Genomic DNA, 22,737 nt, shown 5'->3' with positions numbered 1-22,737 from the left:
CACCCTACCGTGCTTCGCGACCCCGATCCGGCACACGGAGATCACCGCCGGACGCGCCCGCGATGAGCTGCGCGAACGCCTCCGGCCCGGTCGTTTCGGAGCCGAGCCGGTCGCCGGTCGGGGCGCCGTGGTCGTCGCTGGAACCGGTCGCGGCGAGGCCCAGCGCGGCGGCGATCTCGCGCAGGCGGGCGCGGTCCTCGGAGACGTGGTCGGGATGGTCGGCCTCGATCCCGGCGAGCCCGGCGGCGGCGAGCCGCTCGATCACCTCGTCGCCGAACACGAACCCGCTGCGCCGCGCCCGCGGATGGGCGAGGACGCACACTCCCCCGGCCGCGCGGACGAGCCCGATCGCCCGCACCGGGTCGAGTGCGTAGCGCTCGACGTAGGCGCGGCCGCCCTGCGCGATCCACCGCTCGGTGAACGCCTCGTCTTGTGTCTCGATCGCGCCCGCTTCGATCATGGCCCGCGCGATGTGCGGACGTCCGACCGCCTCACCCTTGGCCAGCGCGCGGACCATGCCCCAGGTGACGTCGACGCCCAGGTCGCGGAGCTTGTCGACCATGCCCTGGGCCCTGATCAGCCGGTCGTTGCGGATCCGGGCGAGTTCGGCGGCCAGTTCGGGCTCGTCCGGGTCGAACAGGTAGCCGAGCAGGTGGAGGCTGCGGCCGTCCTCATTGCACGACAGCTCGATTCCGGGGACGAGGGTCAGGCCGTCCGGCAGCGCGGCGGCGGCCTCGTCCCAGCCCGCGACGGTGTCGTGGTCGGTCAGCGCGAGGACGTCCAGCCCGCGCTCCCGCGCCCGCCGGACGACCTCCGCGGGCGGCCGGGTGCCGTCGGAGGCGTCGCTGTGGCTGTGCAGGTCGATGCGCATCGTGGAATCGTCTCGCGTCGGCCGGCTCGCGTCAGTCGTCGAGGCGGGGGCTGTGGGCGCCGTACGGGAGGTCGATCTCCATGCCGGGCTCGCGCAGGTCGAGCAGGTTCTGGCGCTCCAGCATGAGGACGCCGGCGTCGGCCGGCCACAGCGCGACCCACAGCCAGTCGCCCATCGCCTCCCCGACGTAGACGGCGCGGTCGGCCTGCTCGCCGACCGACCACATCGGCACCGTGTGGCCGCAGGTCGCCGCCGGGCCGCTGATGTCGAGCTTCACGTGCGGCGGGCTGCCGTCGAACACCTCGCCGGGGTCGGCGCCGTCCAGGCCCGCGTAGTGGGCGCCGAGGCCGACGCCGGGCTGCTCGGCGATCAGCACCAGGTCGGCGGGGCCGCTGACCAGCCCCGGCCCGGACGCGGCGACGGCCGTCGCCCGCGCGCCCGAGCGGTCGTCCCCGACCGTGGCGAAGCCCGTGACGAGCCAGCCCAGCGGAAGGGGCCAGGGCGTCCAGACGGGGACTCTCGTGTCGCGCAGCACGGCGGCCAGCCCGTCCGGGCCGGGTCGCTTGGACGGCTGCCTCGGCAGGACGGCGCCGTGCACGCCGCAGATCCAGTCGCTCGACCAGAGTCCCGGCGCCTGCACGGGACCCGCGCACCGCGGGCAGGTGGGCTCCGCCCTCATGATTACCCACCCTGCGCGGCGACGTCCCGGTTCGTCAAGTTCGGCCGGGTCGGCGCCCGGGAAAGGGGCGGCAATATGGGGGGCATGCGCGTGCGATGCGTCGGCGGGATCGTCCGGGACGAGGCCGGGCGGCTGCTCATGGTGCGGCGGGGCCGCCCGCCGGGCGAGGGCCTGTGGTCCATTCCGGGCGGACGGGCCGAGCCCGGCGAGGACGATCCGGCGGCGGTCGCGCGGGAGCTCAAGGAGGAGACGGGCCTGGACGTCGTCGCCGGTGTGGAGATCGGGACGGTGGAGCGCCCCGGGCCGGGCGGCGCCGTCTACGAGATCCACGATTACGCCGCGACCGTGACGGGAGGGACGCTTCAAGCCGGGGATGACGCGGCCGAGGTGCGGTGGATCTCGCCGGACGAGCTGCGCCACCTGCCCGTCACGGACGGGCTGCTGGACGCGCTCGTCCTGTGGGGGCTGCTATGAGATCGAGGTCGGCTGGGGCTCGGCGGCGACGGGCACGTCGTCCTCGTCCTCCGGGCCGGTCGTGACGGTCTGGACCCGCATCCGGCGCGCCAGCCAGACCACGGCCGCCGCGTAAAGCGCCATCGGGACGACGTCGGCCACGACGACCTGCCACGGGACGCCGCCCTGCTCGATGTCCAGCTCGCCGACCGCCGCCGGGAGGAGGAACGCCATCAGGTTGTTGAACACGTGCAGCGCGATGCCCGACTCCAGGCCGCCCGTCTTCACGGCCAGCCACGCGGCGATCGCGCCGAAGGCGAAGATGTCGAGGATGCCCCAGCCGGTGTAGCCGTGCCCGGACGTGAACAGCGCCGAGCCGACGACGATGCCGGGCCACGGGGTACGGAACACGACGCTGAGCGCACGTCCGACGCGCCGCTTGGCCTTCTCCAGCGTGCAGGCGCCCACGGCCTGCAGCATCCAGCCGCGGAACACGTACTCCTCCGCCGTCGCCTGGAACGGCACCAGCAGGACGATCACGACCGCCGGGAGGATGAAGTCGCCCCAGCCGACCCACTGCTCGTTCCCGTCGGACTGCTCGTCCAGGGAGACGCCGGCCAGGATCGACGTCCCGTACGACACGACGCAGAACAGGATCGCCAGGCCGGAGCACGCCAGCATCCAGCGCCAGCGGAGGCGTCCGGCGACCGACGACAGCGTGCCGGGACGCCGCCGCTGGATCCCCCACGCCGCGAGCAGCGCCACGGGCAGGAACACCGCGAGCGCCGCCAGGTTGAACGCCAGGTCGGCCGTCTCGTCCCCGAAGATCGTGTCGGACTCGGGCCCGGACGACTCTGGCAGGTCGCCCGTCACCGCCACCCGGACGATCATTCCGATGATCATGAGGCCGAGGGCCAGGCCCATGCCGGCGGCCGCGATCGCCAGCGTCCCCACCAGCGGCCGCCACCACCGGTGCACGTCGGTGCGCGCCAGCCGGTGGAACGGGCTCCCCTTCGGCGCGTCCACCTTCCAGTCCCGCTTCACGGGCGGCGGACCGTACCCGCCGTACGCGCCGTACTCCTGCCCATGGGGGCCGGGCGCGTAGGGCGCCTGCGGATAGGGCGGCTGGGGGTAGGGCGCCTGCGGGTGCTGAGGCGCGCCGTACTCCTGGCCCCATGCGGGCGGCTGCTGCGGCTGCTGCGGGAACGCCTGTTGCGGTTGTCGCGGGTGTTGCTGTTGCTCGGGCGGGCGTGGCGGCTGCGGGGGCTGCTGCCCGGGGTGCGGCTCTGGTGATCGGCCGGTGGGAAGGTCAGGGTCGAGCGGGGCCCAGCCTTCGGCGTCCCCTGGTTCTGACACGTGCGACCCTCCCGTAATGCCTCGCCTACGTGGGACGAATCGTACGGGGTGTCAGTTCCCCTCTGGCGCATCTCCAAGCGCCGCGCCGTCCGCCCACGGCGCCGTTCAACCGCGCGTGCGGGTCAATCCGGCGGCGCGGCCCTTCGCGGCGACGACGAGCGCCATCTTGCGGGACGCCTCGTCGATCATCTCGTCGCCGAGCCGGGCGGCGCCGCGCCCCTCGACGTCCACGGAGTGCTCGTAGGCGTCGAGGATCAGTTCGGCGCGGTCGTAGTCGTCCTGGGACGGGGAGAACACGGCGTTGCCCGCCTCGATCTGCGTCGGGTGCAGCACCCATTTGCCGTCGAAGCCGAGCGCGGCGGCGCGCTCGGCGACCCGCGTGAACGCGTCCACGTCCTTGATGTTGAAGTACGGCCCGTCGATGGCCTGCAGGTCGTTGGCGCGGGCGGCGATCAGGATCCGCATCAGGATGTGGTGGTAGGCGTCGCCCTCGGTGTAGCCGGGCGGCTGCTCGCCGACGACGAGCGTCTTCATGTTGAGGGAGGCCATCAGGTCCCCCGGCCCCAGCACGAGCGACTCCAGCCGCGGCGAGGCCCCGGCGATCGCGTCGACGTTGACCATGCTGCGGGCGTCCTCGATCTGGGCCTCGATGCCGATGCGGCCCGCGGGCAGGCCCGTGGCCGCCTCGATCTGGGTGAGGAGCCGGTCGAGCCACTGGACGTGCCCGGCGTCCTGCGCCTTGGGCAGCATGATCGCGTCGAGGTTGGCGCCGGCGCCCTCCACGACCTCGATCACGTCCCGGTACGCCCAGTGGGTGTCCAGGTCGTTGATCCGCACCACCCGCGATTTGCCGGTCCAGTCGCCCTCGTTCAGCGCGGCGACGACGAGCTTGCGGGCCTCCTTCTTGGCGGACGGCGCGACGGCGTCCTCCAGGTCGAGGAGGACCTCGTCGGCGGGGAGGCCCTGGGCCTTCTCGATGAAACGGGGGTTGCTGGCAGGGACGGAGAGGGTGGTTCGTCGGGCGCGCATGGCCCGGATGCTATCCGGGCGATGTGAGACCCTCTCAACATGGGTGAGCTGAACGCGGCGCTGGTGGAGGAGGCGGCCAAGAAGTCGGGGCTGCTGTGGCTGGACCTGCCCGGCCTTCCGCAGCCGAGGGCCGCCTGGCATGTGTGGCACGAGGGGTCGGCGTACGTGCTGACCGGCGGGGAGGGCGAGCAGCCGCTGCCCGGCCTGCCGGAGGCCGCGCGGGTGACGGTGATCCTGCGCAGCAAGGACAAGGGCGGGCGGCTGGTCTCGTTCGCCGCCGACGCCGAGGTCGTCGAGCCGGGGTCCGAGCTGTGGGACGCCGTGACGCCGCTGCTGGCCAAGGACCGGCTGAACGCCGGGTCCCACGAGGGCCAGGTGGAGCGGTGGACGACCGAGTCGTGGATCGTCCGGCTCACCCCGGCCGAGGAGGTCGCGGAGGCGGCGGACGAGTACGCGACCGTCCGTCCCGTCCCGACGCCAGCGACGACCGCGGGCCCGCCGCCGCGCCTGTTCGGCGGCAAGCGCCGCCACGTCGACCGGTAACGCCCGCCGCGTCGGCCGGTGACCGGAATCGCGGCGGTCACATCGGCAGGTGGCGGCCCTCCATGATGGAGGCCAGCTTGTCGGGGTTGGCGACGAGGTGCACCGCCCGGACGTGCTCGTTCTCGTCCAGTTCCACGCTGACCGTGCCGATCGGGCGGCCGCCCGGGCCCTCCACGATGAGGGCGGGCTCGCCGTTGAGGTCGACACGCCTGATCTGCATGTCCTCGGGCTGGACGCCCGCGTAGGGCTGGCCGGTGACGCTGGTGAGCCAGCGGGCCACCTTCCGGTCGCCGTGGATGACGCGCAGGGGCGCCCTGACCTTGCCGCCGCCGTCCGTCCACAGCGTCACGTCGGGGGCGAGGACCTCCATGAGCCGGTTGATGTCGCCGCCCAGCACCGCCTCCAGGAAGCGCTCGGTGGCGGCGCGCCGCTCCGCGCCGCGCGCCTCGAAGCGGGGGCGCCGCGCCTCCACGTGCTTGCGGGCGCGGGTGCCGAGCTGGCGCACCGACGCCTCCGAGCGGTCCAGCGCCTCCGCGATCTCGGCGTACGGGTAGCCGAAGACCTCCTTGAGGACGAAGACGGCCCGCTCCAGCGGGCTCAGCGTCTCCAGCACGACGAGCATCGCCATCGACACCGACTCGGCCAGCTCGGCGCCCTCGGCGGCGACGTCCGGCGTGGTCAGCATCGGCTCGGGCAGCCACGGCCCGACGTAGGTCTCGCGCTGGACCCGCGCCGAGCGCAGCCGGTCGAGCGCGACGTTGGTGGTGATCCGGACGAGGTACGCCTTCGGGTCGGCGACACTCGCCCGGTCGGCCGCGGACCAGCGCAGCCAGGCGTCCTGGACGGCGTCCTCCGCGTCGGCGGCCGTGCCCAGCATCCGGTACGCGACCGCGAACAGCAGGCCGCGGTGCTCCTCGAACGGCTCCGTCATCACGTCGCTCACGGTCCTCAGCTTCTCATGGGCCCCCGCGCCCCGTATCACCCCCCTTTGTCCCGGATCAGCGGGGCGATCATGGGTAGTGTCCGGACCATGAGCGGAGCTCCGACGCGGGTGTTCATCGCCCGGCTCGCGGGCGTCGCGGTGTTCGACCCGGCCGGTGACCAGGTCGGACGCGTCCGCGACGTGGTGGCCGCGCTGCGCCTCGCGCCGCGTCCGCCGCGGGTGCTGGGGCTGGTGGTGGAGGTCGCGGGGCGCCGCACCGTGTTCCTGCCGATCACGCGGGTGACGGTGTTCGAGGCCGACGCGGTGATCTTCGACGGGCGGCTGAACGTCCGCCGCTTCCAGAAGCGCGAGTCGGAGACGCTCGTCATCGGGCAGATGCTCGACCGGACGGTCCGGTTCCGCGACACCGGCGAGCCCGTCGCCGTCGTCGACGTCGCGATGGAGCCGACCCGGACCCGCGACTGGCTGGTCGGCAAGGTCGCCGTCCGCCGCCGGACGGGCCGCGGGCTCCGCAAGCGCGGGGAGAGCCTCGTCGTGAACTGGGATGACGTCGAGGGGTTCTCCGCCGTCGAGCACGGGCAGGGCGCCGCCGGGCTGATCGCCGCATTCGAGCGGATGAAGCCCGCCGACCTCGCCAACATCATCCACGAGCTGCCGGAGAAGCGGCGCGCGGAGGTCGCCTTCGCGCTCGACGACGAGCGGCTCGCCGACATCCTGGAGGAGCTGCCGGAGGACGACCAGATCGAGATCCTCGGCAAGCTCGGCGTGGACCGGGCCGCCGACGTCCTGGAGGCGATGGGCCCCGACGACGCGGCCGACCTGCTCGGCGACCTGCCCACCGAGCAGCGGGAGCAGCTGCTGACGCTGATGGAGCCGCACGAGGCGGCGCCGGTGCGGCGGCTGCTGACCTACCCGGACCATTCGGCGGGCGGGCTGATGACGACCGCCCCGGTGGTCGTCCCGCCGGACGCGACCGTCGCCGAGGCGCTCGCGCTGATCCGCCGCCCCGACATGAACCCGGCCCTCGCCGCGCAGGTGTACGTGTGCCGCCCGCCGACCGCGACGCCGACCGGCAAGTACCTCGGCACCGTGCACTTCCAGAAACTGCTGCGCGAACCGCCGCCGACGCTGGTCAGCGGCATCGTGGACGCCGAGCTGGACACGCTGCGGCCGACCATGTCGCTGGAGGCCGTCGCGATGTTCCTGGCCACCTACAACCTCGTCGCCGGGGCCGTCGTGGACGAGAACGGCCACCTGCTGGGGTCGGTGACCATCGACGACGTCCTCGATCACCTGCTGCCCGAGGACTGGCGGGAGGCCGTGATGGACGCCGCCGCGGAGGAGTCCGCCGACCGCGATCCCGAGGAAGAGGCTCTCCGGGGGGACATGCAATGACGACACGCCAGATGCCCGCTCGCCTGGACCAGCCGAGGGAGATCCGCCGGACGTTCGTGCCGCGCGTCCACTACGACCCGGAGTCCTTCGGACGCCTGTCGGAGCGGATCGCGAGGTTCCTCGGGACGGCCCGCTTCCTCGTCTACATGACGGTGTTCGTCACCGTCTGGATCGTGTGGAACCTGGCCGCGCCGTCGTTCCTGAAGTTCGACCCGTACCCGTTCATCTTCCTGACGCTGATGCTGTCGCTGCAGGCGTCGTACGCGGCGCCGCTGATCCTGCTCGCGCAGAACCGGCAGGACGACCGCGACCGCGTCCAGTACGAGCAGGACCGTTCCAGGAACGAGCGGAGCATGGCCGACACCGAGTACCTGACCCGGGAGATCGCCGGGCTGCGGGTCGCGCTGAGCGAGGTCGTCACCCGCGACTTCCTGCGCTCCGAGCTCCAGCAGATCATGAAGGAGCTGGACGCCAAGGAGACACCCCGCTGAGGGCTACGCGGGGATCTCCTCGTCGGCGAGCTTGTCCAGGATCGTGCCGAGGGCGCGCAGGTCGGGCTCGTCCAGCCTGCTGAGCACGTAGTCCCGGACGCCCTGGCGGTAGGTCGGGGTCGCCGCCTCCAGCCGGGCCCGCCCGGCCGCGGTCAGGACGGCGTACAGCCCGCGCGCGTCGCTCGTGCACGACTGCCTGACCACGAGCCCTTCGCGCTGCAGCCGGTCGACGAGCCTGGTCAGGCCGCTGCGGGACAGCAGGACGCGGTCGGCGAGGTCGTTCATCCGGAGCCGTCCCGCCGGGGCCTCGCCGAGGTGCATCAGCACCTCGTAGGAGCCGAGCGCGAGGCCGTGGCGGTCCAGCAGGTCGGCCTGGAGCCGGCGGGAGATGAGGGCCTGGGCGCGGAGCATGGTGCGCCAGACGATCAGCTCGGTGGCCGAGAGGGTGCTGCTAGTCACGGACCCGATCGTACGGCGGCGCCGCCGTACGCGCGATGAACACGGGGACACGTCCTGTGCCGTGGGACACCCTGATTAGGAGGGAGGGGCGTCCGGTTCATACCATGGGGGCATGGCCTCCCAGTTGACGACCGAGCAGGTGACCGCGGCGCTCTCCACCGTGATCGATCCGGAGATCCGCAAGCCGATCACCGAGCTCGACATGGTCAAGAGCGTCGACATCGCCGCCGATGGCGCCGTCCGCGTCGGCGTGTACCTGACCGTGGCGGGGTGTCCCATGAAGGACACCATCACCAGGAACGTCCGCGAGGCCGTGTCGAAGCTGGACGGCGTCACCGCCGTCGAGGTCGAGCTGGACGTGATGAGCGAGGAGCAGCGCAAGGACCTGCAGACCAAGCTGCGCGGCGGCGAGCCCGCCAAGGAGATCCCGTTCGCCAAGCCGAACTCGCTGACCAAGGTGTACGCGGTCGCGAGCGGCAAGGGCGGCGTCGGCAAGTCGTCGGTAACGGTGAACCTGGCCGCTGTGCTGGCCGCGCAGGGCCGCAAGGTCGGGGTCGTGGACGCCGACATCTACGGCCACTCGGTGCCGCGGATGCTGGGCGTGGACGGCTCGCCCACCAAGGTCCAGGACATGATCATGCCGCCGTCCGCGCACGGCGTGAAGGTGATCTCCGTCGGGATGTTCACCGCCGGGAACCAGCCGGTCGTGTGGCGCGGGCCGATGCTGCACCGGGCGCTGCAGCAGTTCCTCGCGGACGTCTACTGGGGCGACCTCGACATCCTCCTCATGGACCTGCCGCCGGGCACCGGCGACATCGCGATCTCCGTGGCGCAGCTGCTGCCGTCCGCGGAGATCCTCGTGGTCACCACCCCGCAGCAGGCGGCCGCCGAGGTCGCCGAGCGGGCCGGCGCGATCTCCGCGCAGACCCACCAGCAGGTCGTCGGCGTGATCGAGAACATGTCGTACCTGACGTGCCCGCACTGCGGCGAGCGGCAGCACATCTTCGGCGAGGGCGGCGGCCAGACGGTCGCCGACGCCCTGACCAAGACGCTCGGGACCCGCGTCCCGCTGCTCGGCCAGGTGCAGATCGACCCGCGGCTGAGGGAGGGCGGCGACAACGGCGTCCCGCTGGTGCTGTCCGACCCGGACGCCGGCGCCGCCAAGGAGCTGCGGACCATCGCCGACACGCTCGCGGGCCGCAGCCGCGGCCTCGCCGGAATGTCCCTCGGAATCGCGCCCAAGCGCAGTTGACCCCCAGGGGAGAGCCCCTGGACCCCCGGCCCGTGACCCCGGCTGAGGTTCGGTCCAGGGGTCAGGTCGCCTCGGAGTCGAAGGGCGGGCGCTCGCCGTAGGCGAGTTCCCCGCCCGCCGGGACCATCGCCGGCTCGTCGTCGGACAGGCCGTCCTTGCCGTTCGGGAAGTCGTCGTCGTCTTCGAGAAGGTGCTTGCGGACGAACGTCTTCGGGTTGAGGTCGGCGATGTCGAAGTCCTTGAACTCCGGCCCGAGGCCCTCCTGCAGGTCCGCCTTGGCGGAGTTGGCCATCTGGCGGAACTGCCGCAGCATGCGGCCCGCCTGCCCGGCGACCTGGGGCAGCTTGTCCCCGAAGATCACCAGGGCGAGGACGACGAGCACCGCCATCTCACCGAGTCCGACGTCGAACAACCCGTCCTCCACACGCCGCCGAAGGGGGCCGGCCCTGCGGCGGACCGGTCCCCCCAGCGTATCCCGAGCCCGGATGAACCGGACCTGAACATCCCTGCCAAGATCGGCGTCACCCTGCCGGGATCGGCCGCCCTAGGGATCAGTCGGAGCCGAGCGTCACCTCGACCGTGCTCTCGCGGCCGTCGCGGCGGTAGGTGACCTTGACCTTGTCGCCGGGCGCGCGGCTGCGGATCTGCGCGATCAGGTCGGTGGCGTCCTCGATCGGCTTGCCGTCCAGCGAGGTGATCACGTCGCCGGGCTTCAGGCCCGCCTTGTCGGCCGGGCCGCCCTTGGTCACCGGGTCCTGCCCGTTGACGGCCTGCGGCATGATCCGGGCGCCGCCCTCCTGGAAGCGCGGGTCGGGGAGCACGCCGAGCTTGGCCTGGCGCACGCTGCCCGACCTGATGATCTCCTCGGCGACCCGCTTGCCCTGGTTGATCGGGATCGCGAAGCCGAGGCCGATGCTGCCGCTCTGCTGCTCGCCGCCGAGGCCCCCGCCGCCGACCGTGGCGATCGCGGTGTTGATGCCGATCACGCGGCCCTTCGCGTCCACCAGCGGGCCGCCCGAGTTGCCGGGGTTGATCGCCGCGTCGGTCTGGATCGCGTTGAGGAAGGACGCGTCGCCGCCGCCCTCGCCCTGCGTGGGCACTGCGCGGTTCAGCGAGCTGACGATGCCTGTGGTCACCGAGCCCTGCAGGCCGAGCGGGGAGCCGATCGCGATCACCGGGTCGCCGACGGCGATCTTGCTGGAGTCGCCGACGGCGAGCGCGGGCAGCGAGTGCTGGCCCTCGGGTTTGAGGACGGCGACGTCCGAGCTCGCGTCGGCGCCCTTCACCGTCGCGGGCAGCATCTTCTTGTCGTTGAAGACGATCTGGACCTGCCCGCCGCCGTTCGCCACCACATGGTTGTTGGTGATCACGTAGCCGCCGTTGACGATGAAGCCGGTGCCGCCGACCTCGCCTTGCGCGGACGGCACGCGGATGCTCACGACGCTGGGCAGCACGCGCTGCGCCACGCCCGCGACCGAGTCCGGCGGGCGGGCCTGCACCTGGCCCTCGCCGCTGTCGCTGCCGCCGCCGAGGCTGACCGAGCCGCCGTCGTCGCCGTCGTCGGTCGCGATCACGCCGACCCCGGCGCCGACCGCGCCCGCCACCAGCGCGATGATCAGCGCGACGATCGCGAAGAGGCCGAGGCCCGGACCGCCGCGCGAGGACGACGGGAGCGCCGGGACGGGCGCCCAGTTCGGGCCCCCTCCGGGCGGCATCCCGAAACCGCCCATCGGGCGGGGGCCGCCGGGCGGCGGGCCCATCGGCGCGGGCGGCGGACCCATCGGCGGCCTGCCCGCCCCGGGCGGGGGCGGCGGGCCCTGATGGGACTGCTGCGGCCAGCCGCCGCCGTACGGCGGCCTGCCCTGCGCGGCCCTCGGGTCCTGGTCGTAGGGGACGAACCCGGGCCGCCCGTGGTCGTCGGGCGTGTCGGCGATGGGCTTGTCGAGCGGGACGGGCGGCGGCTGCGGCATGTCGCGCGGCGGGGCGTCCTGCAGCGGGACCTCCTGCGGCCCCATGTCGGACGGGCCGCCGCGGGAGAGGACGTCCTCGCTGGTGTCGGGCGGGTCGCCGAGCGAGTCCGGCGGCGCGAAGCCGCCCGCGACGAGCCGGTCGCCGTTGCCGGGCTCCGGGTCGTTGCCGGGCTCCGGCTCGGGCTCCGGGTCGTCGTCGGACGCGTCCGGGGCCGGGGCCCCGGCGTCCTGGTCCGGCGGCGTGTCGACCGGCGGCTCCACGGGGATCTCCTGGTCGGTCACCGTCTCGGGAGGAGCCGCCGCCTCCTGCCGTTCAGGCTCCTGGCCGGGGACGACGTCCTCGTCGTCCGACGGCGCCCTGACCGGCCCGCGGTTGTCTTCCGTCATCCCCATCTCTCCTACCGAGCATGGTTCTCGTCATCTGTGCTCATGGTGCCCGGCCCGGCATGTGGCGAGCATAAGACCTCCGGGCGCGGCGCTCCGCCAAGTCGATCATTCAGTCGAAGGGGTTCGCGACCGCGGCGAGGCGGCGGGCGCCGCGGGAAACGCGCGTCCAGAACGAGGTGGTGTCGCGAGGCAGGTTCGCGGCCACCGCGTCGGCGGTGCTCTGCGGGGCGTCGGTCAGGACCGTGTACACGTAGCCGTCGCCCGCGGAGACGGCCCAGCGGCGCAGGGACTCGCGGTGGAAGATCGTCCGGCCGCGCTGCACGGTCTTGCGCCAGCCGGACAGGCCCCGCTCGTCGATCGTGCCGCGCTGCACGAACACCGAGACGGCGGCGAGGCCGTCGGAGTAGCTGAGGTGGACGGCGCCGCCGACCGCGTCGCGGCGCGCGTCGTGGAGGGTGAGGCGCCCCGGCAGGGCCTTCGGCACGTGCCAGCCGCGCTCGCGAAGGTCGGCGAGGTCGGCGCGGTCCAGCCGGTCGCTCCACACGGCCGCGGCGCCCTGCCCGCCCGAGGAGGGGAAGCGCGCGGCCCCGCCGCGGGGGACGCCGATGCCGTAGGCCGCGGGCACCTTCGCCGGCGCGGCGTAGCTGATCTCGCTGAACCCGGCGGCGACGACGCGGCGTCCGGTGGCGTCGATCAGCTCGCGGTGCAGCATCAGCCCGGTCTCGGAGTCGATCCAGAACCGTCCGGCGGGGCTGCCGTCGTGGCGGCGGGCCTCGACGACGCGGGCGGGACGGCCGCAGACGGCCGAGTCGGCCGCGCGGACCACCGAGTAGTTGCGCGTCAGCAGCTCGAGCGTCTCCGCGGTGAAGCCCGTGAGGTCGCCGGCGCCGGCGTCGGGACGGTACTCGTCCCCGGCGCCCGTCCCGTACCGGTAGCGGACGCCGTCGCCCGGCGTGTGGGACACCATGACGCGGGACGTGCTGGACCGGCTGCGGTTCCACGTCGTCAGGAACCGCCGGCCCTCGAACGGGACGCGGCGGGCGGCGTCGGCGGCGGCGCGCAGCAGGCCCACCGCGCCCGGGTCGCTGCGGACGCGCCGGGTCGCGGCCGGGTCGCCGGCGAGCGCCGCGACCAGGGCGAGCGCGCCCGCCAGCCCGCAGACCAGGACGGATCTGCGCCGTCCCGGGCGGGTCACGGTCTTCGCGATCACGGCCCCGGGGAGACCTGGACCTGGTTGACCGGGTCGGTGAGCGGGTCGGTCATCGGCGCGTCCCCGGAGGTCAGCGCGTGCTGGACGGCGTAGCGGTCGAACGCCGGGGTGACGGTCGGCGGGTCCTCGCCGCCGCCGACGACGTACGAAGCGCCGCCGAGGCCGAGGAACAGGGTCGCGGCGCCCATGACCAGGTAGCGGCGCCGGGGCTGGACGGCCAGCGCGGCGGCGGCGCCGCGTCCGGCGGGACGATTGTCGCGCGGGCGTGCGCCGGACGGCTGCCTGCTCAGGCGGGTCGCCGACCGGATCGGCCGGGCGGTGTGCTGTGCCGCGGCGAGCGGCTCGGCCGCCGGGCCCGCTGGCTCCAGCGGGACGTCGCCGGGCGCGGGCGAGCCGGCGGCGGCGGGCAGGGTGCGGAGCCGGATCAGGAAGTCGGGGGACGGAAGCTCGCCGGTCTCGTCCAGCCCCCGCAGCCGGCCCTTGAGCTTGCGCAGCGAGGCGATCTCGTCCCTGCAATGGTCGCAGCACGCGAGGTGGGCGAGGGCGCGGTCGCGCTCCTCATGTCCCAGCTCGCCGTCGACCAGAGCGGTCAGACGCTCCCCCAGACAACTCACGCGGCCTCCGTCTTTCCCGTTCTGTCATCCGCGCGGTCCCGTCACCGCGCGGCGAGCACAGCTTTACACGCCCTCCGGCTGGGACCGGCCGCCTGCCGCGTGCAGGGCCGGGTCCTCGTCGTCGGCGGTCCCCCTGTCGTCCACGTCCGCGCCGTCGAGCTCCGCGGCTTCCATGAGCAGGGCGTCCGCGGGCTGGAACTCGTTCCGCGTGCCGGGCCGGCGCCGCGTCGGCGCGCGGTGCTCCAGCGCGGCGCGCAGCTGCGCGCGGCCCCGGTGGATGCGGCTGCGGACGGTCCCCAGCTTGACGCCGAGCGTCGCGGAGATCTCCTCGTACGACAGGCCCTCGATATCGCACAGCACCACGGCCGCGCGGTACTCGGGGGCCAGCGCGTCGAGCGCGGCCTGGACGTCGGCGTCGAAGTTGCTGTCGTCGAACGCCTGCGCCGGGGTCGGCTCCCGGCCCTGGAGGCGTTCGGCGGCGTCGTCGGCGAGCCCCTCGAAGCGGATCCGCTGGCGGCGGCGCGCCATGTCGAGGAACAGGTTCGTGGTGATCCGGTGCAGCCAGCCCTCGAACGTCCCCGGCGTGTAGTTCGACAGGGAACGGAACACGCGGACGAAGACCTCCTGCGTGAGGTCTTCCGCGTCGTGCTGGTTGCCGGTCAGCCGGTACGCGAGCCGGTAGACGCGCGCGGAGTGCTCGCGGACGACCTCGTCCCAGGACGGCGGCGCCCACTCGGCCTCGGGGGCGTTCTCGCGAGTGCCCGCGACGCTACCTAGCCCCTGCCCGGGGCCGACCCCCACAGCGCTTCTGAAACTGAGTGCTGCGACTCCCATGGTGCCGGGCTGTTCCTCTCTCGTGAGCCAAGGTCTCGCCTTGGAACGGCACGGTCTCGCCTGGGCTGGGGCGGTTCTGGACCGACTGGGTTCTCGTGGGTTCAACCCGCGCATGACGGGTTCCTGCTCTGGTTACAACGCGCTGAAACTCCAGTCGGTTCCCTGTCAGCGATATGGTCTTTCCAGCATGAGCCAGGCGGGGGTCCCGCGAGGAGGCAGCCATCGACGCCGACCAGGCCACACTGGCCTATGTGGAGGATTTCCTCCCCGAAGACGAGCCGCTCCTGGACGCCAGGCGCCGCGGCGAAGAGATCGGCGCGACGCCGATCGGCCCGGCGGGCGGGGCGGCGCTGCGCTTCCTCGCGACGCTGATCGGCGCGCGGACGGTCGTGGAGATCGGCTCCGGCTGCGGCGTGTCCGGCGTGTGGCTGATGCGCGGCATGCCGAAGGACGCGGTGCTGACGAGCGTGGACATCGATCCCGAGCACCAGCGGCTGGCCAAGCAGGCGTACGCGGAGGCGGGCCTCGGCTCCTTCCGCACCCGGATGATCATCGGGCCCGCGCTGGAGGTGCTGCCGCGGCTCACCGACGGCGCGTACGACATGGTGTTCTGCGACGCGCAGAAGCGCGAGTACCCCGACTACCTGACGGGCGCGCTGCGGCTGCTGCGGCCCGGCGGCGTCGTCGCGTTCGACAACGCCCTGTGGGGCGGCCGGGTCGCCGACTCCGCCCGGCGCGACCCGGAGACCGAGGCGATCCGCGAGGTGCACCGGATGATCCGCGAGGACGACCGGCTCGTCCCGCTGCTGGTCCCGGTCGGCGACGGCCTGCTCTGCGCGGTGAAGCGCGACTAGCCGGGTGGGCGAGGCGGAGGCCGCCGCCGGCGAGGCGTTCGCGGTGCGGCAACGGGTGACGTGGCGGGGGATGTGGCGGCTCATCGCTTTCCTGATCATGTTCCTCGCGTCGGTGGCGTTCATCGCGGGCGGCGCGATGCGCGGCGCCGGGGCGGCGAGCGTCACGATCATGATCCTGGGTGTGGCGGGGCTCGGGCTGTTCGGCGCGGGGCTGCTCGCGTCGGCCGGGGGGATGCTGGCGCGGCGTCCCGTCCTGGAGTTCGACGGCGGCGGGGTGCGGCGCCCGGCGCGCTGGCCGCTGCCCCGCCGGGCCGGGCGGGCGCTGCCCTGGCCGGACGTCGCGGCGATCGCGGCGCTGCGGCGCGGCGCCGCCGGAACCCGCCGGGGCGAGCTGGACTACCTGGTGTTCCTGCCGTCCCCCGAGCTGGCGGAGATGGCGCGGACGTCGGAACGGCCGCGGCTGGTGGCGCTGACGCTGCGGGACGTGCCGTCCACGGCGGAGGCCGTCCCGTGGTCGTTCGCGGTGCACTCGGACTGGGACGCGACGCTCCCGCAGATCGTCAAGCAGGCGAGGCGCTACCGCCAGGTCCCAGTGATCGACCGCCGCACCAAGTGATCAGGCGGTCAGTCCGGTGGTCAGCCAGGTGAGGAGCAGGCGGGTGCCGAAGCCGGTGGCGCCGCGCGTGAGCTCGGCGTCGTCGGACGTGGAGCGCCCGGGCCCGGCGATGTCGAGGTGCGCCCAGGGACGGTCGCCGACGAACTCGCGCAGGAACAGCGCCGCCGTGATGGAGCCGCCGCCGTAGCCGCCGCGCCCGATGTTGTTGATGTCGGCGACGTCGGAGTCGATCGCGGCGCGGTAGTCGTCGACGAGCGGCAGCCGCCACACCGGCTCCCCCGCCGCGGTTCCGGCCTCGGTGAGCGCGGCGGCGAGGGCGTCGTCGCCGGCGAACAGCGCCGCGTGCCGCAGGCCCAGCGCGACCTTCGCCGCGCCGGTCAGCGTCGCCACGTCCACGATCACGTCGGGGGCGAGCGCGGCGTCGGCGTAGGCGAGCGCGTCGGCGAGGACGAGCCGTCCCTCGGCGTCGGTGTTCAGCACCTCCGACGTCGTCCCGCCGTAGTGGGCGATCACGTCGCCGGGCCGCATGGCCGACCCGGACGGCATGTTCTCCGCGGCGGCGACCAGCCCGGTGACGCGGGCGCGGACACCGAGGCCGCGCAGCGCGCTCATCGCGGCGATGACGGCCGCGCCGCCCGCCATGTCGGTCTTCATCGTCTTCATGCCCTCGTTCGGCTTGAGGGACAGGCCGCCGCTGTCGAACGTGATGCCCTTGCCGACGAGGACGACATGCCGCTCGGCGGGCCCGCCGTCCGGAACGTAGGAAAGCTCGATCAGCCGGGGCGGGCGCGACGACCCTCCGCCGACCGCGACCAGGCCGCCGAAGCCCTCGTCCACCAGCTCTTTCTCGCCGCGCACGCGGACGGTGAGGCCCGCGTCGGCGGCGACCTGTTCGGCCTGCGCGGCGAGCCACGACGGGTCCTTCTCGCGGGACGGGGTGTTGGCGAGGTCGCGGGCCAGCGCGGCGGCGTGGGCCCGCGCCGTGCCCCGCTCGATCGCGGGCGCGTCCGAGCCGGGACCGGCCTCGGTGAGGACGGCGAGCGTGCCGAGCGCCTTCTTCGCGGGCGCGGCGCCGATCTTGAACTCGTAGGCGGCGAGCAGCGCGCCCTCGACGAACGCGGCCAGGTCACCGGCGGGCACGCCCGCGACGAGCGCGGCGCGGCCCTTGCCGCGGCGGGCCAGTGCGGCGCCGGCCTTGCGCAGGTCGGCCGGGGCCGCGTCGCCCACCCCGTACAGCAGCAGTTCCCGCATCCGGTCGCCGAGCCGGACCTGGGTGGCCGTGATCTCGCCGGGCTCCCCCTTGGCCCGGTGGAGTTCCAGCAGCTCGTCCAGCGTGAACGGCAGCGACCGCGCCACCTCCGCGGCCGGCGCCGCCGGCCCGGACCCGACCGGCACCGCCACGACCTCCGCGCCGATGTCGACCGCGGTCTGCGACACGGTGCCGCCGGCGGCGTGGACGCGGGTCTCGATGGGCATGGCGGAGATTCCCCCAGGTTCTTTCGGTCGGGTGTTTTCCGGTGCGGGAATGGCAAGGGCCCCGGCGATACCCCGCCGGGACCGTCACCAACAAGCCGGGAACGGCTGAGCCGTCAGCCCACGACGCCCTTGAGGGCCTCGCCGAGCTCCTTGGCCTCGTCGGCGGACAGCTCGACCACGAGACGTCCGCCGCCTTCCAATGGGACCCGCATGACGATTCCGCGTCCCTCCTTGGTCACTTCGAGCGGACCGTCTCCCGTCCGCGGCTTCATCGCCGCCATGCGTATCCCCTTCCTGCGTAGGGCCGCGGCCTTCGCACACCGTTGGCCGCGTGGCCGCGTGTCGCATCCGCGTCATCAGTAGTGGTCCATTATCTCGTCTTCCGGGCGCGAAGTGGTAACGATCAGCCTCCAGATCGGAAGATGAGAGGATCGGCGGACGGCTTGACGGAGGGGACGACCATGGCTGAGACCGTGCTATACGACCTGACCGACGGTGTGGGGACGATCACGCTCAACCGTCCGGACGGGATGAACTCGCTGACGGTCGAGATGAAGGAACTGCTGCGCGCGACGGTGGTCCGCGCCGCCGCCGACCCCGCCGCCCGCGCGGTGGTCCTCACGGGCGCGGGCCGGGCGTTCTGCGCCGGGCAGGACCTGCGCGAGCACGGCGACAACCTCGCCGCCGGGAAGGGGCTGGACGACACCGTCCGCAGGCACTACAACCCGATCGTGCTGGCGCTGGCGGGGATGCGGAAGCCGGTGGTCGCGGCCGTGAACGGCGTGGCGGCGGGCGCGGGCGCGTCGCTGGCGTTCGCGTGCGACCTGATCGTCGCGTCCGACAAGGCCCGGTTCGCGACCGCGTTCACCGGGATCGGCCTCGCGCCGGACAGCGGCATGTCGTGGACGCTGCAGCGGCTCGTCGGCCGCGCCAAGGCCGCCGAGCTGCTGTTGCTGGGCGAGCCGGTCAAGGCTGAGGCGGCGCTGGAGCTGGGCCTGGTGAACCGGGTCGTCCCGGCGGACGAGCTGGCCCCCGCGTCGGTGGAGCTGGCCCGCCGCCTCGCCGCGGGCCCGACGGTCTCCTACGGCGCGGTCAAGGCGGCGCTCGACTTCGCGGCAACGCACGACCTGGCGTCCGCGCTCGAACGCGAGGCGGAGCTGCAGGACGAGTGCGAGAAGACCAGCGACCACCGCAACGCGACCGAGGCGTTCCTGAAGAAGGAGCAGCCCGCCTTCGAGGGCCGCTGAGGGCTCCTCCCCAGCCGTAGTGGGGCTGTCCCCACCGGAGGCTCGGGAGTGGGCGTCACTGCGCCGGAGGGGTCTCCGGCGGTTTCCTGGACGGCATGATCCAGACAACCGCCGTACCTCCGGCCGGGCAGGTCCACGACCATGTCGCCGTGGCCCGCGACGTGGTGAAGTCCTACGGGACGGGCGACGGCGCGGTGACCGCGCTGCGCGGCGTCTCGGCGGCGTTCCCCCGCGGCCGGTTCACCGCGATCATGGGACCGTCCGGGTCCGGGAAGTCGACGTTCCTGCACTGCATGGCCGGGCTGGACGCGGTGACGTCCGGCTCCGTGCTGATCGGCGACGTGGACATCACCACGCTGTCCCGGACGGCGCTGACCAAGCTCCGCCGCGACCGGCTCGGCTTCGTGTTCCAGTCGTTCAACCTGCTGCCGATGCTGACGGCGGAGGAGAACATCCGGCTCACCGGGCGGCTCGGGAACCGGCGCGCGGACCGGCAGTGGTTCGACACGATCGTGGACGCGCTGGGCCTGCGGGAGCGGCTGGGACACCGTCCGAGCGAGCTGTCGGGCGGGCAGCAGCAGCGGGTCGCGGTGGCGCGGGCGCTGCTGACCCGGCCCGAGGTGCTGTTCGCGGACGAGCCGACCGGCAACCTGGACTCGCGATCGGGCGCCGAGGTGCTGGGGTTCCTGCGCACCGCCGTGGACGCCTACCGGCAGACGGTGATCATGGTGACGCACGACCCGCTGGCCGCCGCGCACGCCGACCGGGTGCTGTTCCTCGCCGACGGGATGATCGTCTACGAGCTGCACTCCCCCACCATCGACCAGGTCCACGCCGCCATGCGGCGGATGGAGGGCTGAGCGCGCCATGTGGCTCATCGCGCGCCGCTCGTTCACCGGCGGCTGGAAGCAGCTGACCGCCACGCTGCTGGCGGCGACGTTCGCGATCGGGCTGATCGCCGGGTCGCTGCAGTTCACCTTCCGGGCGCAGGAGGCGGTGGCGGGCACCGACGCCAGCGAGTACGCCCGCGCGGACGTGCTGGTGCTCGGCGGGACGACCGACCCCGGCGACATCTACGCCGTCCCGGATGGGCAGGTGCCGCTGGACAGGGTCGCCGGACGGCCCGGCGTGGCGGCGGTGGCCGGGGACGCGACCGTCCCGGTGACCGCCACCGGCGCCGACGGCAAGATCATCCTGCCTCCGGCGGGGGCGTCGACCATGCTCCGGCCGTGGACGCCCGATCACCGGCTCAACCCCTACCGCCTGGAGGACGGGCGCGCCCCCGCCGCCGACGGCGAGGTCGCCGTCACCCGCCACGTCGCCCGCGCCGGGAAGCTCGGCGTCGGCGACTCGATGCGGACGACACTGCCGAAGCAGACCCGCCCGATGAAGATCGTCGGGATCGTCACCGTGCAGGGGCGCAGCGCCGTGGCGAGCGGCGACCTGCTGCTGGCGCCGCCGGAGACCGTCCGGCGGGCGGCCGAACTGCCGCCCGGGACGTGGCAGGGCGTGTGGGTCAAGGCCGCGCCCGGCGTCACGGCGGCGGAGCTGCGCGCCGATCTGGCCCGTGACCTGCGCGGCGAGGACGTGACCGTCCGGACCGCCGCCGGGGTGCGGGACGCGCAGTCCGCCACCCTGGACTCCGCGGGCGTCTCGGTCGGCGGCTCGCTGGGCATGCTGGCGTCCCTCGCCGTGTTCGTGGGGCTGTTCGTCGTCGCCAACACGTTCGGCATGCTGGTGCGGCAGCGCACCCGCCGGCTCGCGCTGCTCAGCGCGATCGGCGCCACGCCCCGCCAGATCAAGCGCCTGATCCGGCTGGAGGCGCTCGCGCTGGGGATCGTCGCGTCCCTCGGCGGCGTGCTGGTCGGCTACCCGGTGTCGGGCCTGCTCACCAACCTGTTCGCCAAGGACGGCTTCGACATCTCCGTCGCCGACGCCGACTTCGGCTGGATCGCCCTCACCGCGCCCGCCCTCGCCGGGATCCTCGTGACCCAGCTCGCCGCCTGGCGCGCCGCCCGCCGGGCCTCCCGGATCGCGCCCATGCAGGCCCTGCGCGCCGCGAGCACCGACTCGGCCGGACGCCGCTGGCCCCGGATCATCGGCGCGCTCGCCGTCCTCGGCCTGGCGGGCATGTTCTACGGGCTGGTGTTCGCGATCCGGTCCGAGGAGCCGCCGGGCATGGAGCGCACGGTCGGCGTCTGCATCATGATCCTGATGGGGTCCATGACGGCGGTGTCGGGGCTCGCCGTCCTCGCCCCGTTCTTCGTCGGCCCGCTCGGGGGCCTGGTCGGACGGATCGGCACCGCGGTGAGCGGCGAGGCCGGACGGCTCGCCCGCGCCACCATCACCCGCAGCCCCCGGCGGGTGTCGTCGGCCGCGTCCTCGCTCATGCTCGGCGTCGCGCTCGTGTCCGCCACGGCGCTGCTCGTCCTGTCGGTGAACGCCCGCTTCGACGAGGCCGGGAAGGAGGTGATGCTGGCCGAGCACGCGATCGCCGCGACGGAGAAGACGTCGTCCGGGCAGGCGCCGCTGCCCCGCGACACGGTCGCGAAGGCCGCCGCCGCGCCCGGCGTGTCGCGCGCGATGGCGCTGACCGGCACCGGGGTCCGGCTCGTGGACCCGCCGCCGAAACGGCCGTCGCCCGAGGAGCCCGCGGAGCCGGTGTTCCTGGACGTGACCGGCGCCGACCCGGCGGCGCTGCCGTCCGTCCTGGATCTCGGCGGGAGCCTGCGGCCGCTCCGCCCCGGCGAGATCGGCGTCGCGTCCACGGTCATGAAGGCGAACAAGCTGAAGAAGGGGCAGCGGATCGTGGTGCGCGGCGTCCGGGGGAAGGTCGCGCTGACCGTCGCCGGGGCCTACCACGACCCGTCCCACCTGTTCGCCGAGCAGGCGCTGGTGTCCGCGGTCACGATGGAGCGGCTGGATCCGGGCGCGGGGACGCAGGCCGTCCTCGTCCGGGGCGGCACCAAGGACGCCCTGACCCGCGCGGTCGCGGACGTGCCGGGCGCGCAGGTGCTCGACGAGTCCGGATACATCAAGACGGCGGCGAAGGCGATGACCAACGGCATCAGGGTCATCTACGGGTTCATCGGGATGGCGCTCGTCCTGGCGCTGTTCGGGATGGCCACGACGGTGTCGATGAGCGTCTCCGAACGGACCCGGGAGTTCGGCCTGCTCGGCGCCGTCGGCGCCACGGCGGCGCAGATCCGGTCGGTCGTCCGCTGGGAGGCCGCCACGGTCGTCCTGCTCGGCACCCTCCTCGGGCTCGGCACGGCGCTCGGCACCGGCTTCCTGATGCATGTCGGGACGGGCAGTTCGTTCCTGGCGCCGAGCCCGCCCTGGTGGCTGTTCGCCCTGGTCATCACGGGTGCGGCGGCCGTCACCCTGGCGACGTCCGCCCTCCCGGCCCGGCGCGCCGCCGACGTGCCCGTCCTAGAAGCCGCCAAAGCCGAATGAGCCGGCTCATGCTCGTCGGCCCTACTTGTAGGCGCCTCGGCGGTGGCAGCCGCTCAGGTGGTCGTCTACGAGGCCGCAGGCTTGCATGAGGGCGTAGACGGTGGTGGGGCCGAGGAAGCGGAAGCCATGCTTCTTCAGCTCCTTGGACAGGGCCTTCGAGCCGTCGGTGTACGCGGGCATGTCGGACGTGTCGGCGTACGCCGGGGCGTCGGGGTCGGCGTAGCGCCAGGCCGTCTCGGCCAGGCCGCCGGGGATGTCGAGCGCGGCGCGGGCGTTGGCGATCGACGCCTCGATCTTCGCCCTGTTGCGGACGATCGAGGCGTCCGCCATGAGGCGCTCGACGTCGCCGGGGCCGAACGCGGCGACCTTCTCGGGGTCGAACCCGTGGAAGGCGGCCCGGAACGCCTCGCGCTTGCGGAGGATCGTCAGCCACGACAGCCCGGACTGGAACGCCTCCAGGCACAGCTTCTCGTAAAGGCCCTGGTCGTCGCGGACGGGACGGCCCCACTCCTCGTCGTGGTAGGCGACGTAGTCGGGCGCCGACAGGCCCCAGGGGCAGCGGGCCAGGCCGTCCTCGCCCAGAATCGCGGTACTCACCCGCC

At 73.7% G+C, this 22,737-nt stretch carries 23 protein-coding genes and 1 pseudogene; 10 read left to right on the top strand and 14 right to left on the bottom strand.

Going from position 1 to position 22,737, the window contains the following annotated elements; all coding sequences use genetic code 11:
- Window positions 1-4: 4 nt before the first annotated feature.
- Together E1287_RS06970 and E1287_RS06965 are read right to left on the bottom strand one after the other, a co-directional pair.
- Window positions 5-871 carry a PHP domain-containing protein gene (locus E1287_RS06970; protein ID WP_131963999.1) on the bottom strand — a complete coding sequence of 289 codons (867 nt, stop codon included), beginning with the start codon at window positions 869-871 and terminating at the stop codon, window positions 5-7.
- Between the two features lie 31 nt (window positions 872-902).
- Window positions 903-1,550 carry a DUF6758 family protein gene (locus E1287_RS06965; protein ID WP_131963998.1) on the bottom strand — a complete coding sequence of 216 codons (648 nt, stop codon included), beginning with the start codon at window positions 1,548-1,550 and terminating at the stop codon, window positions 903-905.
- Between the two features lie 84 nt (window positions 1,551-1,634).
- Here E1287_RS06965 and E1287_RS06960 point away from each other — a divergent pair, with 84 nt between their 5' ends.
- Entirely contained in the window at window positions 1,635-2,024 is a 390-nt protein-coding gene (locus E1287_RS06960) for an NUDIX domain-containing protein (protein ID WP_131963997.1), read from the top strand.
- Here the strand turns inward: E1287_RS06960 and E1287_RS06955 are convergent.
- Together E1287_RS06955 and E1287_RS06950 are read right to left on the bottom strand one after the other, a co-directional pair.
- Window positions 2,019-3,359 carry a CPBP family glutamic-type intramembrane protease gene (locus E1287_RS06955; RefSeq protein WP_131963996.1) on the bottom strand — a complete coding sequence of 447 codons (1,341 nt, stop codon included), beginning with the start codon at window positions 3,357-3,359 and terminating at the stop codon, window positions 2,019-2,021. The two genes, E1287_RS06960 and E1287_RS06955, sit on opposite strands and share 6 nt — an antisense overlap.
- Before the next feature lie 105 nt (window positions 3,360-3,464).
- Window positions 3,465-4,388, bottom strand: coding sequence for a CoA ester lyase (locus tag E1287_RS06950; protein ID WP_131963995.1), 924 nt, complete (start codon window positions 4,386-4,388; stop codon window positions 3,465-3,467).
- Window positions 4,389-4,427: 39 nt separating this feature from the next.
- Between E1287_RS06950 and E1287_RS06945 the strand changes: the two genes are divergently transcribed.
- Window positions 4,428-4,931, top strand: coding sequence for a hypothetical protein (locus E1287_RS06945; protein WP_131963994.1), 504 nt, complete (start codon window positions 4,428-4,430; stop codon window positions 4,929-4,931).
- Between the two features lie 37 nt (window positions 4,932-4,968).
- On the opposite strand, the gene E1287_RS06940 is transcribed toward E1287_RS06945, so the two are convergent.
- Window positions 4,969-5,874 carry an RNA polymerase sigma-70 factor gene (locus E1287_RS06940; RefSeq protein ID WP_347813955.1) on the bottom strand — a complete coding sequence of 302 codons (906 nt, stop codon included), beginning with the start codon at window positions 5,872-5,874 and terminating at the stop codon, window positions 4,969-4,971.
- Between the two features lie 87 nt (window positions 5,875-5,961).
- Here E1287_RS06940 and E1287_RS06935 point away from each other — a divergent pair, with 87 nt between their 5' ends.
- A complete protein-coding gene (locus tag E1287_RS06935; protein WP_131963993.1) occupies window positions 5,962-7,269 on the top strand; it encodes a CBS domain-containing protein in 1,308 nt (435 codons plus the stop codon).
- A complete protein-coding gene (locus E1287_RS06930; protein ID WP_131963992.1) occupies window positions 7,266-7,760 on the top strand; it encodes a DUF1003 domain-containing protein in 495 nt (164 codons plus the stop codon). The genes E1287_RS06935 and E1287_RS06930 overlap by 4 nt, the downstream gene beginning before the upstream one ends.
- Window positions 7,761-7,763: 3 nt before the next feature.
- Here the strand turns inward: E1287_RS06930 and E1287_RS06925 are convergent, their stop codons facing one another.
- Window positions 7,764-8,219: a MarR family transcriptional regulator gene (locus E1287_RS06925; RefSeq protein WP_243718703.1), complete on the bottom strand. Its 456-nt coding sequence runs from the start codon at window positions 8,217-8,219 to the stop codon at window positions 7,764-7,766.
- Window positions 8,220-8,331: 112 nt separating this feature from the next.
- Here E1287_RS06925 and E1287_RS06920 point away from each other — a divergent pair, with 112 nt between their 5' ends.
- Window positions 8,332-9,471 (top strand): Mrp/NBP35 family ATP-binding protein, encoded by a 1,140-nt coding sequence (locus tag E1287_RS06920; protein WP_131963991.1) that lies wholly within the window; start codon window positions 8,332-8,334, stop codon window positions 9,469-9,471.
- A 61-nt stretch (window positions 9,472-9,532) separates the two neighbouring features.
- On the opposite strand, the gene E1287_RS06915 is transcribed toward E1287_RS06920, so the two are convergent.
- From E1287_RS06915 to sigE, 5 genes and pseudogenes are all read right to left on the bottom strand, one after another.
- On the bottom strand, window positions 9,533-9,883 hold the full coding sequence (locus E1287_RS06915) for a sec-independent translocase (protein WP_131963990.1): 351 nt from the start codon (window positions 9,881-9,883) through the stop codon (window positions 9,533-9,535).
- Window positions 9,884-10,022: 139 nt separating this feature from the next.
- Window positions 10,023-11,828 (bottom strand): trypsin-like peptidase domain-containing protein, encoded by a 1,806-nt coding sequence (locus tag E1287_RS06910; RefSeq protein ID WP_131963989.1) that lies wholly within the window; start codon window positions 11,826-11,828, stop codon window positions 10,023-10,025.
- A 109-nt stretch (window positions 11,829-11,937) separates the two neighbouring features.
- Window positions 11,938-13,038, bottom strand: a complete 1,101-nt coding sequence (locus E1287_RS06905) for a MucB/RseB C-terminal domain-containing protein (RefSeq protein WP_131963988.1) — start codon at window positions 13,036-13,038, stop codon at window positions 11,938-11,940.
- Window positions 13,035-13,652, bottom strand: coding sequence for a zf-HC2 domain-containing protein (locus tag E1287_RS06900; protein WP_131963987.1), 618 nt, complete (start codon window positions 13,650-13,652; stop codon window positions 13,035-13,037). Before E1287_RS06900 ends, E1287_RS06905 begins: the two co-directional genes overlap by 4 nt.
- Window positions 13,653-13,880: 228 nt before the next feature.
- Window positions 13,881-14,486 (bottom strand): annotated as a pseudogene (sigE, locus tag E1287_RS06895) (RNA polymerase sigma factor SigE); the annotation flags it as partial.
- 251 nt (window positions 14,487-14,737) lie between these two features.
- On the opposite strand from sigE, the gene E1287_RS06890 reads away from it, so the two are divergent.
- Together E1287_RS06890 and E1287_RS06885 are read left to right on the top strand one after the other, a co-directional pair.
- Complete coding sequence (locus E1287_RS06890) at window positions 14,738-15,340, top strand: O-methyltransferase (RefSeq protein ID WP_131963986.1); 603 nt, start codon at window positions 14,738-14,740, stop codon at window positions 15,338-15,340.
- A gap of 4 nt (window positions 15,341-15,344) precedes the next feature.
- A complete protein-coding gene (locus E1287_RS06885) occupies window positions 15,345-15,956 on the top strand; it encodes a hypothetical protein (RefSeq protein WP_243718701.1) in 612 nt (203 codons plus the stop codon).
- Here the strand turns inward: E1287_RS06885 and E1287_RS06880 are convergent, their stop codons facing one another.
- On the bottom strand, window positions 15,957-17,432 hold the full coding sequence (locus tag E1287_RS06880) for a leucyl aminopeptidase (protein WP_131963985.1): 1,476 nt from the start codon (window positions 17,430-17,432) through the stop codon (window positions 15,957-15,959).
- A gap of 113 nt (window positions 17,433-17,545) precedes the next feature.
- Complete coding sequence (locus E1287_RS06875; RefSeq protein ID WP_083946426.1) at window positions 17,546-17,713, bottom strand: DUF3117 domain-containing protein; 168 nt, start codon at window positions 17,711-17,713, stop codon at window positions 17,546-17,548.
- A gap of 180 nt (window positions 17,714-17,893) precedes the next feature.
- Between E1287_RS06875 and E1287_RS06870 the strand changes: the two genes are divergently transcribed.
- The 3 genes from E1287_RS06870 to E1287_RS06860 all read left to right on the top strand — a co-directional run bounded on the left by E1287_RS06870 (window position 17,894) and on the right by E1287_RS06860 (window position 22,135).
- Entirely contained in the window at window positions 17,894-18,679 is a 786-nt protein-coding gene (locus tag E1287_RS06870; RefSeq protein WP_131963984.1) for an enoyl-CoA hydratase-related protein, read from the top strand.
- A 95-nt stretch (window positions 18,680-18,774) separates the two neighbouring features.
- The gene (locus E1287_RS06865; RefSeq protein ID WP_131963983.1) at window positions 18,775-19,539 is read left to right on the top strand and encodes an ABC transporter ATP-binding protein; all 765 of its coding nucleotides are present in this window, start codon (window positions 18,775-18,777) and stop codon (window positions 19,537-19,539) included.
- A 7-nt stretch (window positions 19,540-19,546) separates the two neighbouring features.
- Complete coding sequence (locus E1287_RS06860; protein WP_131963982.1) at window positions 19,547-22,135, top strand: FtsX-like permease family protein; 2,589 nt, start codon at window positions 19,547-19,549, stop codon at window positions 22,133-22,135.
- Window positions 22,136-22,156: 21 nt separating this feature from the next.
- Here E1287_RS06860 and E1287_RS06855 read toward each other — a convergent pair whose 3' ends face one another.
- Window positions 22,157-22,732 carry a DNA-3-methyladenine glycosylase I gene (locus E1287_RS06855; RefSeq protein WP_131963981.1) on the bottom strand — a complete coding sequence of 192 codons (576 nt, stop codon included), beginning with the start codon at window positions 22,730-22,732 and terminating at the stop codon, window positions 22,157-22,159.
- Window positions 22,733-22,737: the final 5 nt, after the last annotated feature.

This window comes from Actinomadura sp. KC06, from assembly GCF_004348735.1.
Classification (GTDB): domain Bacteria; phylum Actinomycetota; class Actinomycetes; order Streptosporangiales; family Streptosporangiaceae; genus Spirillospora.
This window is presented reverse-complemented; position numbering and strand designations above follow the sequence as displayed.

Excerpts from the sequence above, each read along its gene's own strand:
- E1287_RS06970 (WP_131963999.1), bottom strand. The coding sequence starts at position 871 with ATGCGCATCGACCTGCACAGCCACAGCGACGCCTCCGACGGCACCCGG.
- E1287_RS06965 (WP_131963998.1), bottom strand. The coding sequence starts at position 1,550 with ATGAGGGCGGAGCCCACCTGCCCGCGGTGCGCGGGTCCCGTGCAGGCG.
- E1287_RS06960 (WP_131963997.1), top strand. The coding sequence starts at position 1,635 with ATGCGCGTGCGATGCGTCGGCGGGATCGTCCGGGACGAGGCCGGGCGG.
- E1287_RS06950 (WP_131963995.1), bottom strand. The coding sequence starts at position 4,388 with ATGCGCGCCCGACGAACCACCCTCTCCGTCCCTGCCAGCAACCCCCGT.
- E1287_RS06945 (WP_131963994.1), top strand. The coding sequence starts at position 4,428 with ATGGGTGAGCTGAACGCGGCGCTGGTGGAGGAGGCGGCCAAGAAGTCG.
- E1287_RS06935 (WP_131963993.1), top strand. The coding sequence starts at position 5,962 with ATGAGCGGAGCTCCGACGCGGGTGTTCATCGCCCGGCTCGCGGGCGTC.
- E1287_RS06930 (WP_131963992.1), top strand. The coding sequence starts at position 7,266 with ATGACGACACGCCAGATGCCCGCTCGCCTGGACCAGCCGAGGGAGATC.
- E1287_RS06920 (WP_131963991.1), top strand. The coding sequence starts at position 8,332 with ATGGCCTCCCAGTTGACGACCGAGCAGGTGACCGCGGCGCTCTCCACC.
- E1287_RS06910 (WP_131963989.1), bottom strand. The coding sequence starts at position 11,828 with ATGACGGAAGACAACCGCGGGCCGGTCAGGGCGCCGTCGGACGACGAG.
- E1287_RS06880 (WP_131963985.1), bottom strand. The coding sequence starts at position 17,432 with ATGCCCATCGAGACCCGCGTCCACGCCGCCGGCGGCACCGTGTCGCAG.
- E1287_RS06875 (WP_083946426.1), bottom strand. The coding sequence starts at position 17,713 with ATGGCGGCGATGAAGCCGCGGACGGGAGACGGTCCGCTCGAAGTGACC.
- E1287_RS06870 (WP_131963984.1), top strand. The coding sequence starts at position 17,894 with ATGGCTGAGACCGTGCTATACGACCTGACCGACGGTGTGGGGACGATC.
- E1287_RS06865 (WP_131963983.1), top strand. The coding sequence starts at position 18,775 with ATGATCCAGACAACCGCCGTACCTCCGGCCGGGCAGGTCCACGACCAT.
- E1287_RS06860 (WP_131963982.1), top strand. The coding sequence starts at position 19,547 with ATGTGGCTCATCGCGCGCCGCTCGTTCACCGGCGGCTGGAAGCAGCTG.